This window comes from Streptomyces sp. LZ34, assembly GCF_053890475.1.
In genome coordinates, this window is sequence record NZ_CM132680.1 from 7,352,039 (window position 1) to 7,367,037 (window position 14,999).

Below are 14,999 nucleotides of genomic sequence, written 5' to 3' on the forward strand. Positions count from 1 at the left end.
TCGAATTGACCCATGAATCCGCAGTGAGAATGCACCTTCCAGCCGGTCTATCGCGGCCATAGATTCATGGTCATGACGAACGACAACACACACAGCAACACGCACAGCACCCCGCACGGCAACACAAACAACCACGCGCCCCGGGTCGAGTTCGCCAAGGCCGCGCCGAAGGTGTTCAAGGCCCTGATCGGCTTCGACGCCGCCGCCCGCGAGGGCCTGGACCCCGCGCTGGTCGAGCTGGTCCAGATCCGCTCCTCGCAGCTCAACGGCTGCGCGTACTGCCTGCACATGCACACCTCGGACGCTCGCAAGGCCGGGGAGAGCGAGGAGCGCCTGCACATGGTCGCCGTGTGGCGGGAGGCCGCCCACTTCTTCACCCCCGAGGAGCGGGCGGCCCTCGACCTCACCGAGGCCGTCACCCTGGTTTCCCAGGGCGGGGTGAGCGACGAGGTCTACGCCCACGCGGCCGCCCACTTCGACGAGTCCGCGCTGGCCCGGCTCCTGGCCCTGATCTCCACCATCAACACCTGGAACCGCATCGCCGTCACCACGGCCAAGGTGGCCGGCAGCGACGAGCGCGCGGCCCAATGAGGCCTGCGATGAGCATCTGTGCGTGAGTGCGCACAGTTTGTGACCACGTGAGCCCGACCACTTTCGAACGACAATCACGCATAGGTCCGGGCCTTTCGGGGAGGGGCTCCGCGTTGCCGGCGCGGTCGGCGGCGCGAGTCCCGTAGCACCGGAAGGCAGAGCGACGTGTCGGCAGTCGAGACCATTCATGTGGACGGGGCGTGGCGCGCCGCCGCGTCCGGCGCGCAGCGGGAGGTCCTCGACCCCGCGGACGCCAAGACCCTCGCGGTCGTATCCGAAGGCGGCGCCGACGACGCCGACGCGGCCGTCGCCGCCGCCCGCCGCGCCTTCGACACGGGCCCCTGGCCGCATACGCCCGTGGCCGAGCGGGCGGGGCTGCTGCGCCGCGTCGCCGATCTGCTACAGCGCGACCGCGAGAAGATCGCGCTGCTCGAGAGCCGTGACACCGGCAAGACGCTCGAAGAGGGGCGGGTCGACGTCGACGACGTCACCAATGCCTTCCGCTACTTCGCCCAGCTGGTCGTCGGCGAGTCGGCCGGGCGCGTGGTCGACGCGGGCACCCAGGACGTACACAGCGTGGTCGTGTACGAGCCGGTGGGCGTCTGCGCGCTGATCGCCCCCTGGAACTACCCGCTGCTTCAGGCCAGCTGGAAGATCGCCCCGGCGCTCGCCGCGGGCAACACCTTTGTCGTCAAGCCCAGCGAACTGACCCCGCTGTCGACGATGTACCTGATGGAGCTGCTGGTCGAGGCCGGGCTGCCGGCCGGGGTCGGCAATCTGGTGACCGGCACCGGGGACCCCGTCGGCGCCCGGCTGGCCGAGCACCCCGATGTGGACCTGGTGTCCTTCACCGGCGGCCTGGCCAGCGGTACGAAGGTGATGGAGGCGGCCGCGCCGGGGGTGAAGAAGGTCGCGCTCGAGCTCGGCGGCAAGAACCCCAATGTCGTGTTCGCCGACGCCTGCGACACCGCCGAGGACTTTGACACCGCCGTCGACCAGGCCCTCAACGCCGCCTTCATCCACAGCGGCCAGGTCTGTTCCGCCGGGGCCCGGTTGATCATCGAGGAGTCCGTGCGCGAGCGGTTCGTCGCCGAGCTCGCCCGCCGGGCCCAGAAGATCAAGCTGGGGCGCGGCACCGAGTCCGGCGTCGAGTGCGGCCCGCTCGTATCGGCGCGGCAGCTCGACAAGGCCGAGGCGTATGTCGCCTCCGCACTGGAGGAGGGCGCGCTGCTGCGCTGCGGCGGCGCGCAGCCCGAGCCGTCCGACGTCCGTCCCGCGACCGGCTACTTCTACCTGCCGACGATCCTCGACCAGTGCCACCGCGAGATGCGGGTGGTGCGGGAGGAGACCTTCGGCCCGATCCTCACCGTCGAGTCCTTCCGCACCGAGGACGAGGCCATCGCGCTCGCCAACGACACGGAGTACGGGCTCGCGGGCGCCGTCTGGTCCGGTGACACCGCGCGGGCGCGGCGCGTCGCGGGGCGGCTGCGGCACGGCACCGTATGGATCAACGACTACCACCCCTACCTTCCGCAGGCCGAGTGGGGCGGTTTCGGCAAGTCCGGCATCGGACGCGAGCTGGGCCCCTCCGGCCTGGCGGAATACCGCGAGACCAAGCACATCTACGAGAACCTGCGGCCCACCCCCGTCCGCTGGTTCGCCGGCTGAGCCGTCCCCCTCCGCACACCCGCACGTCCCCCCACCCGGGCCTCGGTCCGGGGCGCCGCGAGGAGTAAGCCCATGTCCGTACCTGACGCAACCGATCATTTCGACTATGTCGTCATCGGCGGCGGCACCGCGGGATCGGTGATCGCCTCCCGGCTCACCGAGGACCCGGGCATCCGCGTCGCCGTCATCGAGGGCGGGCCGTCCGACGTCGACCGGCCCGAGGTGCTGACCCTGCGCCGCTGGCTCGGCCTGCTCGGTGGCGAACTGGACTACGACTACCCCACCACCGAGCAGCCACGGGGCAATTCGCATATCCGGCACAGCCGGGCCCGGGTGCTCGGCGGCTGCTCCTCGCACAACACCCTCATCTCCTTCAAGCCGCTGCCGGGCGACTGGGACGAGTGGGCGAAGGCGGGCGCGGACGGCTGGGACGCCGCTTCCATGGACCCGTACTTCGCGCGGCTGAACAACAACATCGTGCCGGTCGACGAGAAGGACCGGAACGCCATCGCCCGCGACTTCGTCGATGCCGCGCGGGCGGCGCTCGGCGTGCCGCGCGTGGAGGGGTTCAACAAGGAGCCCTTCCACGAGGGCGTCGGCTTCTTCGACCTGGCCTACCACCCGGAGAACAACAAGCGGTCCTCCGCCTCCGTCGCCTATCTGCACCCGTTCCTGGACCGGCCCAACCTCCAGCTGATGCTGGAGACCTGGGCGTACCGGCTGGAGCTGGACGAGTCCGGCCGGGCGACGGGTGTGCGGGTCCGTACCAAGGACGGTGCGGAACTCCTGGTCGAGGCGGGGCGCGAGGTGCTGGTCTGCGCGGGCGCGGTGGACACCCCGCGGCTGCTGCTGCACTCCGGCATCGGGCCCCGGCGCGATCTGGAAGCGCTCGGCATCCCCGTCGTGCACGACCTGCCGGGCGTCGGTGAGAACCTGCTCGACCACCCCGAGTCGGTGATCGTCTGGGAGACGGACGGCCCGATACCCGAGAACTCGGCGATGGACTCGGACGCGGGCCTGTTCGTCCGGCGCGACCCCGGGGCACAGGGCCCGGATCTGATGTTCCACTTCTACCAGATCCCGTTCACCGACAACCCCGAGCGGCTGGGCTACGAAAAGCCCGAGCACGGCGTGTCGATGACCCCGAACATCCCCAAGCCCCGCAGCCGCGGCCGCCTCTACCTCACCAGCGCCGACCCGTCCGTCAAACCCGCCCTGGACTTCCGCTACTTCACGGACGAGGAGGACTACGACGGCCGCACCCTCGTCGACGGCATCCGCATCGCCCGCGAGATCGCGAAGACCGAGCCGCTGGCGGGCTGGCTGAAGCGCGAGGTGTGCCCCGGGCCCGAGATCACCTCCGACGAGGAGATCGGCGAGTACGCCCGCAAGGTCGCGCACACCGTCTACCACCCGGCGGGCACCTGCCGGATGGGCGCGGTCTCCGACGAATCGGCCGTGGTCGGCCCGGACCTGCGGATCCGGGGGCTCAAGGGCGTCCGGATCGCCGACGCGTCCGTCTTCCCGACCATGCCCGCCGTCAACCCGATGATCGGCGTGCTGATGGTCGGCGAGAAGTGCGCGGAACTGCTCGTACGAGAGCGCAAACGGGACCAGGCAACGGCGATTGGCAGAGGTGAGGCGTGATGACCGCGACCGATTCGACGGATTCGACCGGTTCAATCGATTCGGCCAAGACGGCCGAGCCCCAGCCCCCGACCCCCGCGTCCGGGCCCCGGCGCGCGGCGCCGGTGTTCTCCGTGCGCGGGCTGTGGAAGGTCTTCGGCCCCAGGGCCGACCGCGTCCCCGGCTCGCCCGCCGCCGACCTGCCCGCCGAGGAGCTGCGCCGCCGTACGGGGTGCACGGCCGCCGTCCGCGATGTGTCCTTCGAGGTGCGGCAGGGCGAGGTCTTCGTCGTCATGGGCCTGTCCGGCTCCGGCAAGTCCACCCTCGTACGCTGCCTGACCCGGCTGATCGAGCCCACCTCCGGCACCCTCCACATCGACGGCGAGGACGTGCTGGCCATGGACAAGGTGCGGCTGCGCGAGCTGCGCCGGCACCGCGCCGCCATGGTCTTCCAGCACTTCGGGCTGCTGCCGCACCGCACCGTGCTCGACAATGTCGCCTACGGCCTGGAGATCCAGGGCATGGGCAAGGCCGAACGCCGCGCCAAGGCCGCCGAGATGGTCGCCAAGGTCGGGCTCACCGGCCTGGAGCGCCGCCGCCCGGGCCAGCTCTCCGGCGGCCAGCAGCAGCGTGTCGGCCTGGCCCGTGCGCTCGCCGCCGACCCCGAGGTCCTGCTCTTCGACGAGCCGTTCAGCGCGCTCGACCCGCTGATCCGGCGCGATATGCAGGAGGAGGTGATCCGGCTGCACCACGACGAGGGCCGCACGATGGTCTTCATCACCCACGACCTGAGCGAGGCCCTGCGGCTCGGCGACCGCATCGCGCTGATGCGCGACGGCGGCATCGTGCAGCTGGGCACCCCCGAGGAGATCGTCGGCTCCCCGGCCGACGACTACGTACGGGACTTCGTCCGCGATGTGCCGCGCGAGCAGGTGCTGACCGTGCGCAACGCGCTGCGCGCCGCCGAGGACGGCGAGCGGGACAGCGGCCCGGCGCTCGCGCCCGACGCGACCATCGCCACCGCCATCGAGGCCGTCGCCCGCTCCGGCGGCCCGGCCCGGATCATGGACGGCGCGCGGCTGCTGGGGGTGGTCGACCATCAGCGGTTGCTCGCGGTGGTGGCGGGACTGCGGGTGAAGGGGGCACCGGCATGACCCCGGGCACCGGCCTGATTCCGGGCACCGGCCTGACCGTGGGCACCGGCCTGGTTCCGGGCACCGGCATGACCGCGGGCAGCGCTGGCCTGATCCCGGGCGTCGGCATGACCCCGCGCACCGGCCTGATCCCGGGCACTTCCCTCCCCGGCACTTCCCTCCCCGGCGTGCGGAGGCGCGTATGACCGTCGCGACCACCACCCCCACCAAGGCTTCCCAAGGCGCCGCTGACGCGCCCCCGGGCGCGCTGCGTGCCGCGGCCCGCCGCCCCGCCGTCCGCAAGCTGGCCCTGCTCGCCCTGATCGCCGCCGTTCTCGTGCCCCTCGCCGCCACCCGCTGGCACAGCGGGAGCTGGCCGGGCGCGCTGACGGTCGATGTGTCGGAGCCGCTGGGCAAGGCGAGCGACTGGATCATCGACAACCGCGACAGCCACCCGATCTTCCTCTACTTCTTCGGCCACATCAGCAACGCGGTCATCGTCTCCGTCCGCGCCGTCTACCTCACCCTGCTGGCCCTCGGCTGGGCCGGGGTCACCGCCGCCGCGACGCTGCTGGCCTGGCGGGTCGCCGGGGTGCGGGTCGCGGTGACGGCGGCCGTGTCGTTCGCGGTGTGCGGGCTGCTGGGGATGTGGGTGCCGACCATGCAGACCCTGGCGCTGATGGCCGTCGCCGTCTCCGCGTCGGTGGCCATCGGGGCGCTGCTCGGGCTGGCCGGCGGGCTCTCGGAGCGTACGTACCGGGCGCTGCGGCCGGTGCTCGACACCATGCAGGTGCTGCCCGCCTTCTCGTATCTGCTGCCCTTCGCGATGGTCTTCGGCATCGGCGTGCCCGGCGCGGTGCTGGCCACGGTCATCTACGCGGCCCCGCCCATGGCCCGGCTGACCGCGCTCGGGTTGCGCGAAGCGGACGCCGGGGTGATGGAGGCCGTGGCCTCGCTCGGCGCCACCGGGCGGCAGCGGCTGCTGTCGGCCAGGCTGCCGCTGGCCCGCAAGGAGCTGCTGCTCGGCGTCAACCAGACGATCATGATGGCGCTGTCCATGGCCGTCATCGCCTCCGTCATCGGCGGCGCCGGGCTCGGCGACCGCGTCTACCAGGCGCTGTCGGCCGTCGACGTGGGCAAGGCGCTCGCCGCCGGCATCCCGATCGTGCTGCTCGCCGTCGTCATGGACCGCACCACCGCCGCCGCGGGGCTGCGCCTGGGCACGGACCGCGACGCGGGCCCGCGGTGGCTGCGCGGCTGGTACGCCTGGGCGGGGGTCGTGGCCGGCACCGCCGCCGTGGCGCTCGTCGGGCGGACCGCCGGCTCGTCCAGCTGGCCGGAGGGCTGGACCCTCGCCATCGCCGAACCCGTCAACACCGCCAAGGAGTGGATGGTCGACCACCTCTACTCCGGTGTGCCGGTGGTCGGCGGCACCGCCGACTGGGCGGCCGGCTATGTCACCTGGGTCCTCGACCCGCTGCGCGGCGCGCTGCAGGGCCTCCCGTGGTGGTCGCTGCTGCTGATCGTCGCGGCGCTGGCCTGGCTGATCGGCACCTGGGGCACCGCCCTGACCGCGGTCCTGGCCCTGGCCGCGATCGGCGTGCTCGGCGTGTGGGACCCGGCCATGGACACGCTCTCGCAGGTGCTGGCCGCCGTCGCGGTGACGCTCGTCCTCGGCTTCGCGACCGGGATCGCGGCGGCCCGCTCGGCCCGCCTGGAGCGGCTGCTGCGCCCGGTGCTGGACATCTGCCAGACCATGCCGCAGTTCGTCTACCTGATCCCGGTGGTCGCGCTGTTCGGCGTGGGGCGGGCCCCGGCGGCGGCCGCGGCCATCGTCTACGCCCTGCCCGCCGTCATCCGCATCACCACCCAGGGCCTGCGCAACGTCGACCCGGCCGCGCTGGAGTCGGCCCGCTCGCTGGGCGCCACGCGCGGCCAGCAACTGCGCCAGGTCCAGCTCCCGCTCGCCCGCCCGGCGCTGCTGCTCGCCGTCAACCAGGGCGTGGTGCTGGTGCTGGCCGTCGTCATCATCGGCGGCCTCGTCGGCTCCGGCGCGCTCGGCTACGAGGTGCTCTTCGGGCTGGCCCAGGGCGACCTGGCCACGGGCCTGGTGGCGGGCGTCGCGATCGTATGCCTGGGTCTGATGCTCGACCGGGTGACGCAGCCGACGGCGCGCCGCCCGAGGAAGGGGGCCTGACCATGGCTCTTACCCGCATGCGGCGTCGTACCCGCACCCGGCTGCTGATGGCCGCCACCGGGGTCACCGCCCTGCTCGCCGCGACCGGCTGCGGCGCGGCGGACATGACCAAGCAGTCCTCGCCATACGCGAACGTCGGCGGCGCCAAGAGCGTCACCCTGTCCGTCCAGTCCTGGGTCGGCGCGCAGGCCAACGTCGCCGTCGCCGAATACCTCCTCGACCACAAGCTGGGCTACCGCGTGGACACCGTCCAGGTCGACGAGGTCCCCGCCTGGGACGCGCTCAGCCAGGGGCGGGTGGACGCCATCCTGGAGGACTGGGGCCACCCGGAGCAGGAGCAGCGCTACGTCAAGGACAAGAAGACGATCGCGCGCGGCGGCGACCTCGGTGTCACCGGCCACATCGGCTGGTTCGTCCCGAAGTACTTCGCCGACGCCCACCCCGACGTCACCGACTGGCGGAACCTCGACAAGTACGCCAAGACGTTCCGTACGGCCGAAAGCGGCGGCAAGGGCCAGCTCTTGGACGGCTCGCCGTCGTATGTCACCAACGACACGGCGCTGGTGAAGAATCTGGGCCTGAACTATCACGTCGTCTTCGCCGGCTCGGAGGCGGCGCAGATCACCCAGATCAAGCAGTTCGCCAAGGAGAAGAAGCCGTTCCTGACCTACTGGTACGAGCCGCAGTGGCTGTTCAACCAGGTGCCGATGGTCGAGGTGAAGCTGCCGAAGTACACGGACGCGTGCGCCGCGAAGGGCACCGAGGACCCCGAGTCCATCGACTGCGCCTATCCGACCACCCCGCTGCAGAAGTACCTCAACGCGGACTTCGCCAAGGAGGGCGGCAAGGCGGCGTCGTTCCTGAAGAGGTTCCACTGGACCGAGAAGGACCAGAACGAGGTCGCCGAGATGATCGCCTCGGACGGGCTCTCCGCGCAGGACGCGGCGGAGAAGTGGGTCAGGAAACACCCGGACGTCTGGAAGAAATGGCTGCCCTGATACGCCCGGCTGCCCTGACACGGCGGCTGTTCTGATACGGCGGCTGCCCTGATACGGCAACAGCCGCACGCCGACCCACGTCGGCGTGCGGCTGTGCCGCGTTTCAGCCCGCTGTTCAGCCAATAACGCTGTACAGCCAGGAGCGGTGGTAGTTGAGGTCGGTGTAGATGTCGGGGGTCGTCCCGCAGATCTCGCCGACGCCGCGGCTGTCCACGCCGACGAGCTGCCAGCGGCCGTTGACCTTCCTCAGCAGCGGCGAGCCCGAGTCACCGCCGCACGGGCCGTAGGTGTCCTGCGGGTTGTCGGTGCACACATCGCCCTCGCGGATGCCCCACGCGTCGTCCCCCGTGGAGTCCACCCGGCACTTCTCCGTGGTCGGGTTCAGCACCTTGGTGTCGAGTTCCTGAAGCTTGACCGGAAGCTTGGTCGGGTCGCCGACGTCGGCGGTCGCGGTGTAGCCCCAGCCGAGCTGCCGGACCGCGGTGCCCTCCCTGGTCGACGTGGGCGCCAGGGGGACCGTCTTGTTGGTCAGCGCGGTGTCGAGCTGGAGGAGCGCCACGTCGTAGCCCTCCGAGCGCTCGTCGAGCGCCTTGTACCCGGGGTCGACCTCGATCTTCTTGATCTTCGCGACGGTGCCGCCGGTGGTCCGGTCGTTGGAGCCCACCCGGACGTGGAACAGCGCCGGGTCCATGACCGTGTACGGGGCCGAGTCGGTGCCCGCTGTGGTGACGCAGTGCGCCGCGGTCACGACCCAGTCCTTGCGGATCAGCGCTCCGGTGCAACGGTGACCGTCGGGGTCCCCGTTCCTTTCCTTCTGCAGGGAAACGATGAACGAGTAGTTTTCGGTGGCGTCATGGCCGCCGATAATCTTGGGGGTCGGAGTCGAGGGATTTTCGTCGGCCTGCGCCGACCCGGCACCGGCCAGCGCGCCGACGGAAAGCGCCGCGGCCAGCACCGCACGGGTGGCCAACCGCCTTCCGGCCCCCCGGCGTTCGCCCGCTCCGCGCTCCCCTATAAGATTGTTCATTCTTTTGTTGCTCCCCGATTTCTGTTCCGCTTTTTGTGGTTTCCGCGGAATTCGAGTGCACGATAACGCCGCCCCGCAGACGTGTCCAGCGGCTTTATATGCCGCTGAGTTCCGGGGGAATCCGGTTGGCGTTATTGGTCGGCTTTGCGGTGAGAAATCGGGAGAGCTGTATTCTCTTGGCGGGTTCTCTTGTCGGGAATATGGCACTACACCGGGCGCAGCTGCTCGGCGATGTCCTCCACCGCCGTCAGCGCCCTGCGGAAGAGACCCGGGCCGAACGTGACGCGGGTCGCACCCAATGCGCCGAGTTCGGGGACGGAGGGGCCGTCCGGCTTGGCGAACGCGTTGAGCGGGGCGCCGATGCCGGCCGCGAGCCGGGGGAGCAGCGGCGGGGGCGCGAAGATCGGGTAGGCGCAGTCGGCGCCCGCCGCCACGTACCGCCGCCCGCGGTCGATGGCCTCCTCGGCCAGCCGGTCCGGGTCCGCCCCGGCGCCGCCGCCCACGGAGGCACCGCCGCGTACGAAGACATCGATGCGGGCGTTGATGACCAGGCTCTCGCCCGCCGCGGCGCGGACCTCGGCGAGCCAGTCCGCGTGCCGCCGCGCGTCCTTGAGCCCGTCCGCCGCCCGGTGGCCGTCCTCCAGGTTGCACCCCGCGGCGCCGGCCTCCAGCAGCCGGTCGACGATTTCGGCGGGGGCGAGTCCGTATCCCTCCTCGATGTCCGCCGTCACCGGAACGTCCACGGCGCGGGCGATCCGGGCGACCGCGGCGAACATCTCGTCGGCCGGAGTCTCGCCGTCCCGGTAGCCCAGCGAGGCCGCGATCCCCGCGCTCGGTGTGGCGAGCGCGGGGAAGCCCGCGGCGGCGAAGACGCGGGCGGTGGCCGCGTCCCAGGGGTTGGGCAGGACGAGCGGGTCGCCGGGGGTCCGGTCGTGGTGCAGGGCGCGGAGCGTCGTGGCGCCGGTCATGCCTTGCCCGGGACCATGCGGGTGGTGACCCCCACTTGCGCTCTGTAGCCGCGAATCCATCGCCTCAGCCTAGACGGGCTGAAACGTGGGAGGTACACAGACTAGATGGCTACGCCGACGCGAGTACTCAACCTGCACACCAGCACAGACAGGTACGTCGCATCGTACGGACGTGTGAGCCTGGATGAGCAAAAAATCGGGCACGGAGTAAAAAGCCAGCACGAGGAAAACGAAGAGTTCGGGGAAGAGAACGGCGCGCCGGTTAACCGTTGGTATCAGGACGTCGGTATCAGTGCGTTCTCTGGTGTTGATCGCCCCGGCTACCTCGAATTGCTGGCAGACATTGCGGCTGGGCGTATCAGGATTGTGATTGTCTGGCACGCGGACCGGCTAACCCGTGACGTTGGCGAGGGGCACGACTTCATTAAGTTGTGCCGCAAGCACAATGTGAAACTGTTCTCTCAGCAGCGCGGCGCGGAATACAACTTCGAACGCGCGAGCGGTCGTGCCGACTTCATCGCCGACATCAACGCAGCGAACAAGGAAAGCGGGGTTAAGTCGGAAAGGGTCGCGCTGGCACGCAAGCGGCAAGCGCGAAACGCGGAGTTCGGTGGCGGCAAGCGGCGATACGGCTGGGGGGTTGAGACTGGCCGCTATCGGTCCGTCTGTATCAACCCCAAAGCTGATATCGCTGATCGCGTGTACGAGGATCGCCCGATTCTCGACATGAACAAGCACCGACCGAACGAGCGAGACGAAATCCGTCGCTGGAAGAACGAGATCTTTGCTGGTGTTTCGGTGCGGCAAATTCTGCTCGACCTGAATAAGCGAAAAGTTCCGACGCAATCACAGACTGACGAACGCTTCGTCAAGCGCAATGGCAAGGAAGTCAAAAAAAATCGGTGGCGACGCGCTACAGTCGTCGGCATTCTCGTTAACCCTCGCACCGCCGGGCATATCGTGTACCGGGGGGAGATTGTAAAATGGAATGCCCTACCGCCGATCATTACCGAAGATGAGAGGCAAGCTCTCATTACCTTGTTCAGTGATCCGGCGCGCAAGACGACACCAGGGACTACCCCCAAATGGTTCGGCAGCCTCATCTATGAGTGCCCGACATGCCCTGATGCTGTGCATACTGTGCGCGGTCTATCAAGGACCGGAGTACCACTGTACCAATGCCAGGAGTGCGGGCGCGGGCGCCAAATCGCCACGCAAGTTGACGACTACGTGACGAAAGTTCTAATCGAGCGCTTGTCCCGTCCCGACATTGTGAGCCTGATCGACACAGGCCCGGAAGTGGATATCGAAAAGCTCCGGGCCGATCTGGTGCCACTGCAAACGCGAAAGAAAGACGCCTCGCTACTCTTCTCGCGCGGAAAGATTGATGCGGAACAGTTCGCGACGTCAACAGCCGACATCAACCAGCAAATCAAGAAGATCATGGATGACCTGAAAGCCGCAGTCGGCGAAAGCCCCCTAGCCCCGTTCGCGCTGAATCATGAACGAGCGGAAGAGACATGGAAGGGCTTGTCTCTCGGGCGCAGGCGGCAAATTCTACGCACACTGTGCACTGTGGAGCTCAAGCCCGCGCCGAAGCGTAAACCCGGGCGACGCATCAAAGATGCACCGCCGGAAGAACTCGACCTAAGCACAATCATCATCACTCCCAAGCAAGCAGCCGCGTAGGGGCGCATTGGCGCCCCGAAAGGGGCGACACCAATGCGGAAAGCCAGCCTGAAAGAATGGACGTTTACGCGCCATGCGCTGAGCCGCGCCGTAGATATGGCGCTCGACGCAGACGAATTGCGCGCGGCACTGGCCGCAGATGTCCGGCCCCTTCCGTCACCCAAGCAATATCCCGGACGCCACATGATCCATACAGAACGAATCATCCTCTGTGTGGACCTAGAGCGCCGCATTGTCCACACGGTCATCTGGAATACGTGGGATGGCCGTACGTGGCGAGCACACGGCAGGAATGGCACCCCGGACGAAATCGAGATGTGCAGAGACCAGGGCACGCAACACAAGCGGGCCCCAAATCAAGGGGGTTGAGAATGGCAGACACGATTACCGCGCAGATGGCGCAAAGGAAAGGCGAGAACGGACGTAGCTACTGGCGTCTGTACGTGTGTCTCATGGGCGAGACGCACTGGCCCGAGCGCGTATTCAAGGGGCCAAAGGTGCCCACCGTGGCGCAGCGGGCAGCCGCGCTCGCCTCGCTCGGCTACACGGTCGCCCTGCCGCAGGGCGCAGACGGTTTCTGGGACTGGTCTGAGGTGAGCATGGACTATGACGACCCGTCCAGCGCCGTGACCCTCATCGCGTCCGTGCCAGTCCGGGCGGCGCAGCCGGAAGAACTGCGCGACGTGGTCCCAGTCAGCTAACCTCGCCGGCCGGTTCGACCGGCCCCGCCATCGTGGGAGTGTGCGGGGCAATCACAGCCAACAAGACCAACAACCGAATACGAACCGAGCGGGCACAGGGCGAACTCACCTTGTGCCCGCTCTCTGTATTTGCGGCTCTGCTTGTTGTGGGGAGCGCGCCCCAGTCTCACCAAATCACGGAGAAAGGAACTGCGTTGCCCAATCGGAACAAGGCAAAGGGGACTCAGGCTGAAACAGACGTTGTGAATTGGTTGCGGGAGGGCTGTGGCTTCTGGGATGCGCGACGCAACGTGCTCGGCGGTCGATTCGATCCGGGCGACGTCGAGCCAATCCCTGCCGCAGTCCCCCCGATAATCATCAGCGTCAAGGATGGAGCAGAGGGGGCCTACTGCCCGCACTGCCGACAGAAACGCGAACTGCACTCACAAACTGTGCTGTTCGGAAGATGGTGGGGGGAACTAGTCAAGACCTGCGAGCGTCGCAGTCCTCTTGCGCTTCCCCTTCTGTGCCACAAGCGGGCGGGCAAGGCTAGCCCCGAAGAATGGAAATGGTACTTGCCATCTGAGCACCTGGGACGCTTTCGAATGGGCCCCGTGGCCATCACAGGATCGCAAGCACGCTTTGTGATGTGGAGCCACATAACGCGATGGGCGAAAGAATGACGCACAGCGAACCGGAACTAATCACGCCCGATGAGGTAGCGGCGCGCCTCAAAGTCAAGCCCCGCCGTGTCCGCGGGTGGGAACGGCGAGGATTCCTCACCCCCATTCGGACGTTCCGCGGTGAGCGCCGGTACCTCACGACGGAAGTTGCCCAGTTGGCGGCGCGCAATGGCCGGTGAGAAATACCGGTGCCCCGTGTGCCTCAAAGACATAGGCATAACGCAGGCCGAGAAGTACCGCAAGCACAATGCGGAGTCGGGCGAGGAATGCGACATGTCCCGCGTGTTCGTACCCGATCACGTGCTGAATGCCGGTCCGGTCACCAGCAATTCCGATGTGCCGGTCAAGGGCAGAGACTACGCGGACTGCCCCGCATGCGGGCGAACGCCCAGGCTCGACCAGGAAGGCGCATACGGCACTCACAAAATCGTGTCGGGCGGAAGCGAGGATTGCCCGATGTCCGGCAAGCCGTATGAGCCTGCCGACGCGAGCGACGATGACATGACGTCGGCTCAGTCGATAGCGACCGGGGAGGACATAGCGAAATGGCGCGAGCGGAGAAACCAGCGCCTAGGGGTGACCCAATCCCAGGAATCGACGGATACGCCGAACACCTCGCCCGCGCAGCCGACCGGCGAGGAGTCGAGCGAGACGCAGGCGACATTCCCGCCGGATGCCCCCACCCTGGACGACACAGCCAGCAATGCGCCCCCGACACGTGCGGCTGCCCAGGAACCGCCGGACCTGTCGGCGCAGCAACTGGACGCGTACCGGGACAGGGCGATATCGAATGTCCCTTTGCCACCGATGGACGATGCCCCGGAGAACGCGACGATTGAATTCGTCCAGCCGGCGCCGCCGTTCGAGCAACCCGCGCGGACCGCTCGTGTCCTGCGCGAGGCAACCCCCATGACGGACATGGGGCGCGAGGTAGCGGCGCGGCTGAAAGAAGTATTCCACTCGTATTGGAATCGCTCGGCCCGCAGCACACAAACCACGCTGGGGCCGAGCGATATCGGCACACCGTGCGACCGGCAACTAGCCCTGTCTCTCTTGCGTGTTCCTCCGGTCAACCCGGGGGGCGATGGTTGGGCAACATTCGTCGGCACGGCCGTTCACGCTGCGCTGGCCGACATGTTCGTCTGGGCCGACGCCAACACGGGGCGGTACGCGGTAGAGACACCTCTCAAGTACCCGAATGCCTACGTCCCGAAAGGGACTGGGGATTTGCTCGACCGGACATTGCTGATGTTCCTGGATCACAAGGTTATGGGCCGGTGGTCGCTCGACAAACTCAGCACGACCGGCCCCATGCCTAAGTATCGCGTCCAGATTCACACATACGCGTACGGGGCGAGACTGAAAGGCGAAAAGGTCGATTACGTGGCCATCATCGGATGGCCCCGCGAGGCAAGCACCCTAGATGACCTTTACGTGTGGACGGAACGCTATGACCCCACGGTAGCCATTGGCGCGCTCGCCCGCGTCGAGCGGATAGCGCAAACCGTCAAGGGACTGACGGAAGACGGGGCGTCATGGCATGAGGCCGTGCGCTATCTCCCCATTGCCGACGACTGCCGTTACTGCCCGTTCTACGCCCCGGGCGATAAGGCAGGCGAGCGAGGATGCAACGGAAAGGCGTAAGAGGTGGCACAGAGCAAGAAATCGAAACCCCACAAGCGCGAACCCAACTCCGACCGGATGAACGGGAAGGCTTGGAAACGCCGGAAATGCTGCGG

13 protein-coding genes are annotated in these 14,999 nt (G+C 68.2%); 11 read left to right on the top strand and 2 right to left on the bottom strand.

The window, feature by feature from the left end; genetic code table 11:
* Positions 1-66: 66 nt before the first annotated feature.
* From ACWY4P_RS30475 to ACWY4P_RS30505, 7 genes are all read left to right on the top strand, one after another.
* Entirely contained in the window at positions 67-591 is a 525-nt protein-coding gene (locus tag ACWY4P_RS30475) for a carboxymuconolactone decarboxylase family protein (protein WP_456203650.1), read from the top strand.
* Between the two features lie 165 nt (positions 592-756).
* Positions 757-2,259, top strand: a complete 1,503-nt coding sequence (locus ACWY4P_RS30480; protein ID WP_456203651.1) for an aldehyde dehydrogenase family protein — start codon at positions 757-759, stop codon at positions 2,257-2,259.
* Positions 2,260-2,331: 72 nt separating this feature from the next.
* Positions 2,332-3,906, top strand: coding sequence for a GMC family oxidoreductase (locus ACWY4P_RS30485; RefSeq protein ID WP_456203653.1), 1,575 nt, complete (start codon positions 2,332-2,334; stop codon positions 3,904-3,906).
* Complete coding sequence (locus ACWY4P_RS30490) at positions 3,906-5,039, top strand: quaternary amine ABC transporter ATP-binding protein (RefSeq protein ID WP_456203654.1); 1,134 nt, start codon at positions 3,906-3,908, stop codon at positions 5,037-5,039. The genes ACWY4P_RS30485 and ACWY4P_RS30490 overlap by 1 nt, the downstream gene beginning before the upstream one ends.
* Positions 5,036-5,224, top strand: a complete 189-nt coding sequence (locus ACWY4P_RS30495) for a hypothetical protein (RefSeq protein WP_456203655.1) — start codon at positions 5,036-5,038, stop codon at positions 5,222-5,224. Before ACWY4P_RS30490 ends, ACWY4P_RS30495 begins: the two co-directional genes overlap by 4 nt.
* Positions 5,221-7,215, top strand: coding sequence for an ABC transporter permease (locus ACWY4P_RS30500; protein WP_456203656.1), 1,995 nt, complete (start codon positions 5,221-5,223; stop codon positions 7,213-7,215). Before ACWY4P_RS30495 ends, ACWY4P_RS30500 begins: the two co-directional genes overlap by 4 nt.
* Before the next feature lie 2 nt (positions 7,216-7,217).
* Positions 7,218-8,213: an ABC transporter substrate-binding protein gene (locus tag ACWY4P_RS30505; protein ID WP_456203658.1), complete on the top strand. Its 996-nt coding sequence runs from the start codon at positions 7,218-7,220 to the stop codon at positions 8,211-8,213.
* A gap of 115 nt (positions 8,214-8,328) precedes the next feature.
* On the opposite strand, the gene ACWY4P_RS30510 is transcribed toward ACWY4P_RS30505, so the two are convergent.
* Entirely contained in the window at positions 8,329-9,240 is a 912-nt protein-coding gene (locus ACWY4P_RS30510) for a S1 family peptidase (RefSeq protein ID WP_456203659.1), read from the bottom strand.
* Positions 9,241-9,446: 206 nt separating this feature from the next.
* Positions 9,447-10,208 (bottom strand): isocitrate lyase/PEP mutase family protein, encoded by a 762-nt coding sequence (locus tag ACWY4P_RS30515; protein WP_456203660.1) that lies wholly within the window; start codon positions 10,206-10,208, stop codon positions 9,447-9,449.
* Positions 10,209-10,382: 174 nt separating this feature from the next.
* On the opposite strand from ACWY4P_RS30515, the gene ACWY4P_RS30520 reads away from it, so the two are divergent.
* From ACWY4P_RS30520 to ACWY4P_RS30535, 4 genes are all read left to right on the top strand, one after another.
* Positions 10,383-11,897, top strand: a complete 1,515-nt coding sequence (locus ACWY4P_RS30520) for a recombinase family protein (RefSeq protein WP_456203661.1) — start codon at positions 10,383-10,385, stop codon at positions 11,895-11,897.
* A gap of 371 nt (positions 11,898-12,268) precedes the next feature.
* A complete protein-coding gene (locus ACWY4P_RS30525; RefSeq protein ID WP_456203663.1) occupies positions 12,269-12,598 on the top strand; it encodes a DUF6303 family protein in 330 nt (109 codons plus the stop codon).
* A 658-nt stretch (positions 12,599-13,256) separates the two neighbouring features.
* Positions 13,257-13,439: a MerR family transcriptional regulator gene (locus ACWY4P_RS30530; protein WP_456203664.1), complete on the top strand. Its 183-nt coding sequence runs from the start codon at positions 13,257-13,259 to the stop codon at positions 13,437-13,439.
* Positions 13,440-13,455: 16 nt separating this feature from the next.
* A complete protein-coding gene (locus tag ACWY4P_RS30535; protein WP_456203665.1) occupies positions 13,456-14,904 on the top strand; it encodes a hypothetical protein in 1,449 nt (482 codons plus the stop codon).
* The last annotated feature ends 95 nt before the right edge of the window (positions 14,905-14,999 follow it).

What these genes read in the sequence shown, in the direction of transcription:
- ACWY4P_RS30475 (WP_456203650.1), top strand. Translation starts at nt 67, where the DNA reads ATGGTCATGACGAACGACAACACACACAGCAACACGCACAGCACCCCG.
- ACWY4P_RS30485 (WP_456203653.1), top strand. Translation starts at nt 2,332, where the DNA reads ATGTCCGTACCTGACGCAACCGATCATTTCGACTATGTCGTCATCGGC.
- ACWY4P_RS30490 (WP_456203654.1), top strand. Translation starts at nt 3,906, where the DNA reads ATGACCGCGACCGATTCGACGGATTCGACCGGTTCAATCGATTCGGCC.
- ACWY4P_RS30495 (WP_456203655.1), top strand. Translation starts at nt 5,036, where the DNA reads ATGACCCCGGGCACCGGCCTGATTCCGGGCACCGGCCTGACCGTGGGC.
- ACWY4P_RS30500 (WP_456203656.1), top strand. Translation starts at nt 5,221, where the DNA reads ATGACCGTCGCGACCACCACCCCCACCAAGGCTTCCCAAGGCGCCGCT.
- ACWY4P_RS30505 (WP_456203658.1), top strand. Translation starts at nt 7,218, where the DNA reads ATGGCTCTTACCCGCATGCGGCGTCGTACCCGCACCCGGCTGCTGATG.
- ACWY4P_RS30510 (WP_456203659.1), bottom strand. Translation starts at nt 9,240, where the DNA reads ATGAACAATCTTATAGGGGAGCGCGGAGCGGGCGAACGCCGGGGGGCC.
- ACWY4P_RS30515 (WP_456203660.1), bottom strand. Translation starts at nt 10,208, where the DNA reads ATGACCGGCGCCACGACGCTCCGCGCCCTGCACCACGACCGGACCCCC.
- ACWY4P_RS30525 (WP_456203663.1), top strand. Translation starts at nt 12,269, where the DNA reads ATGGCAGACACGATTACCGCGCAGATGGCGCAAAGGAAAGGCGAGAAC.
- ACWY4P_RS30530 (WP_456203664.1), top strand. Translation starts at nt 13,257, where the DNA reads ATGACGCACAGCGAACCGGAACTAATCACGCCCGATGAGGTAGCGGCG.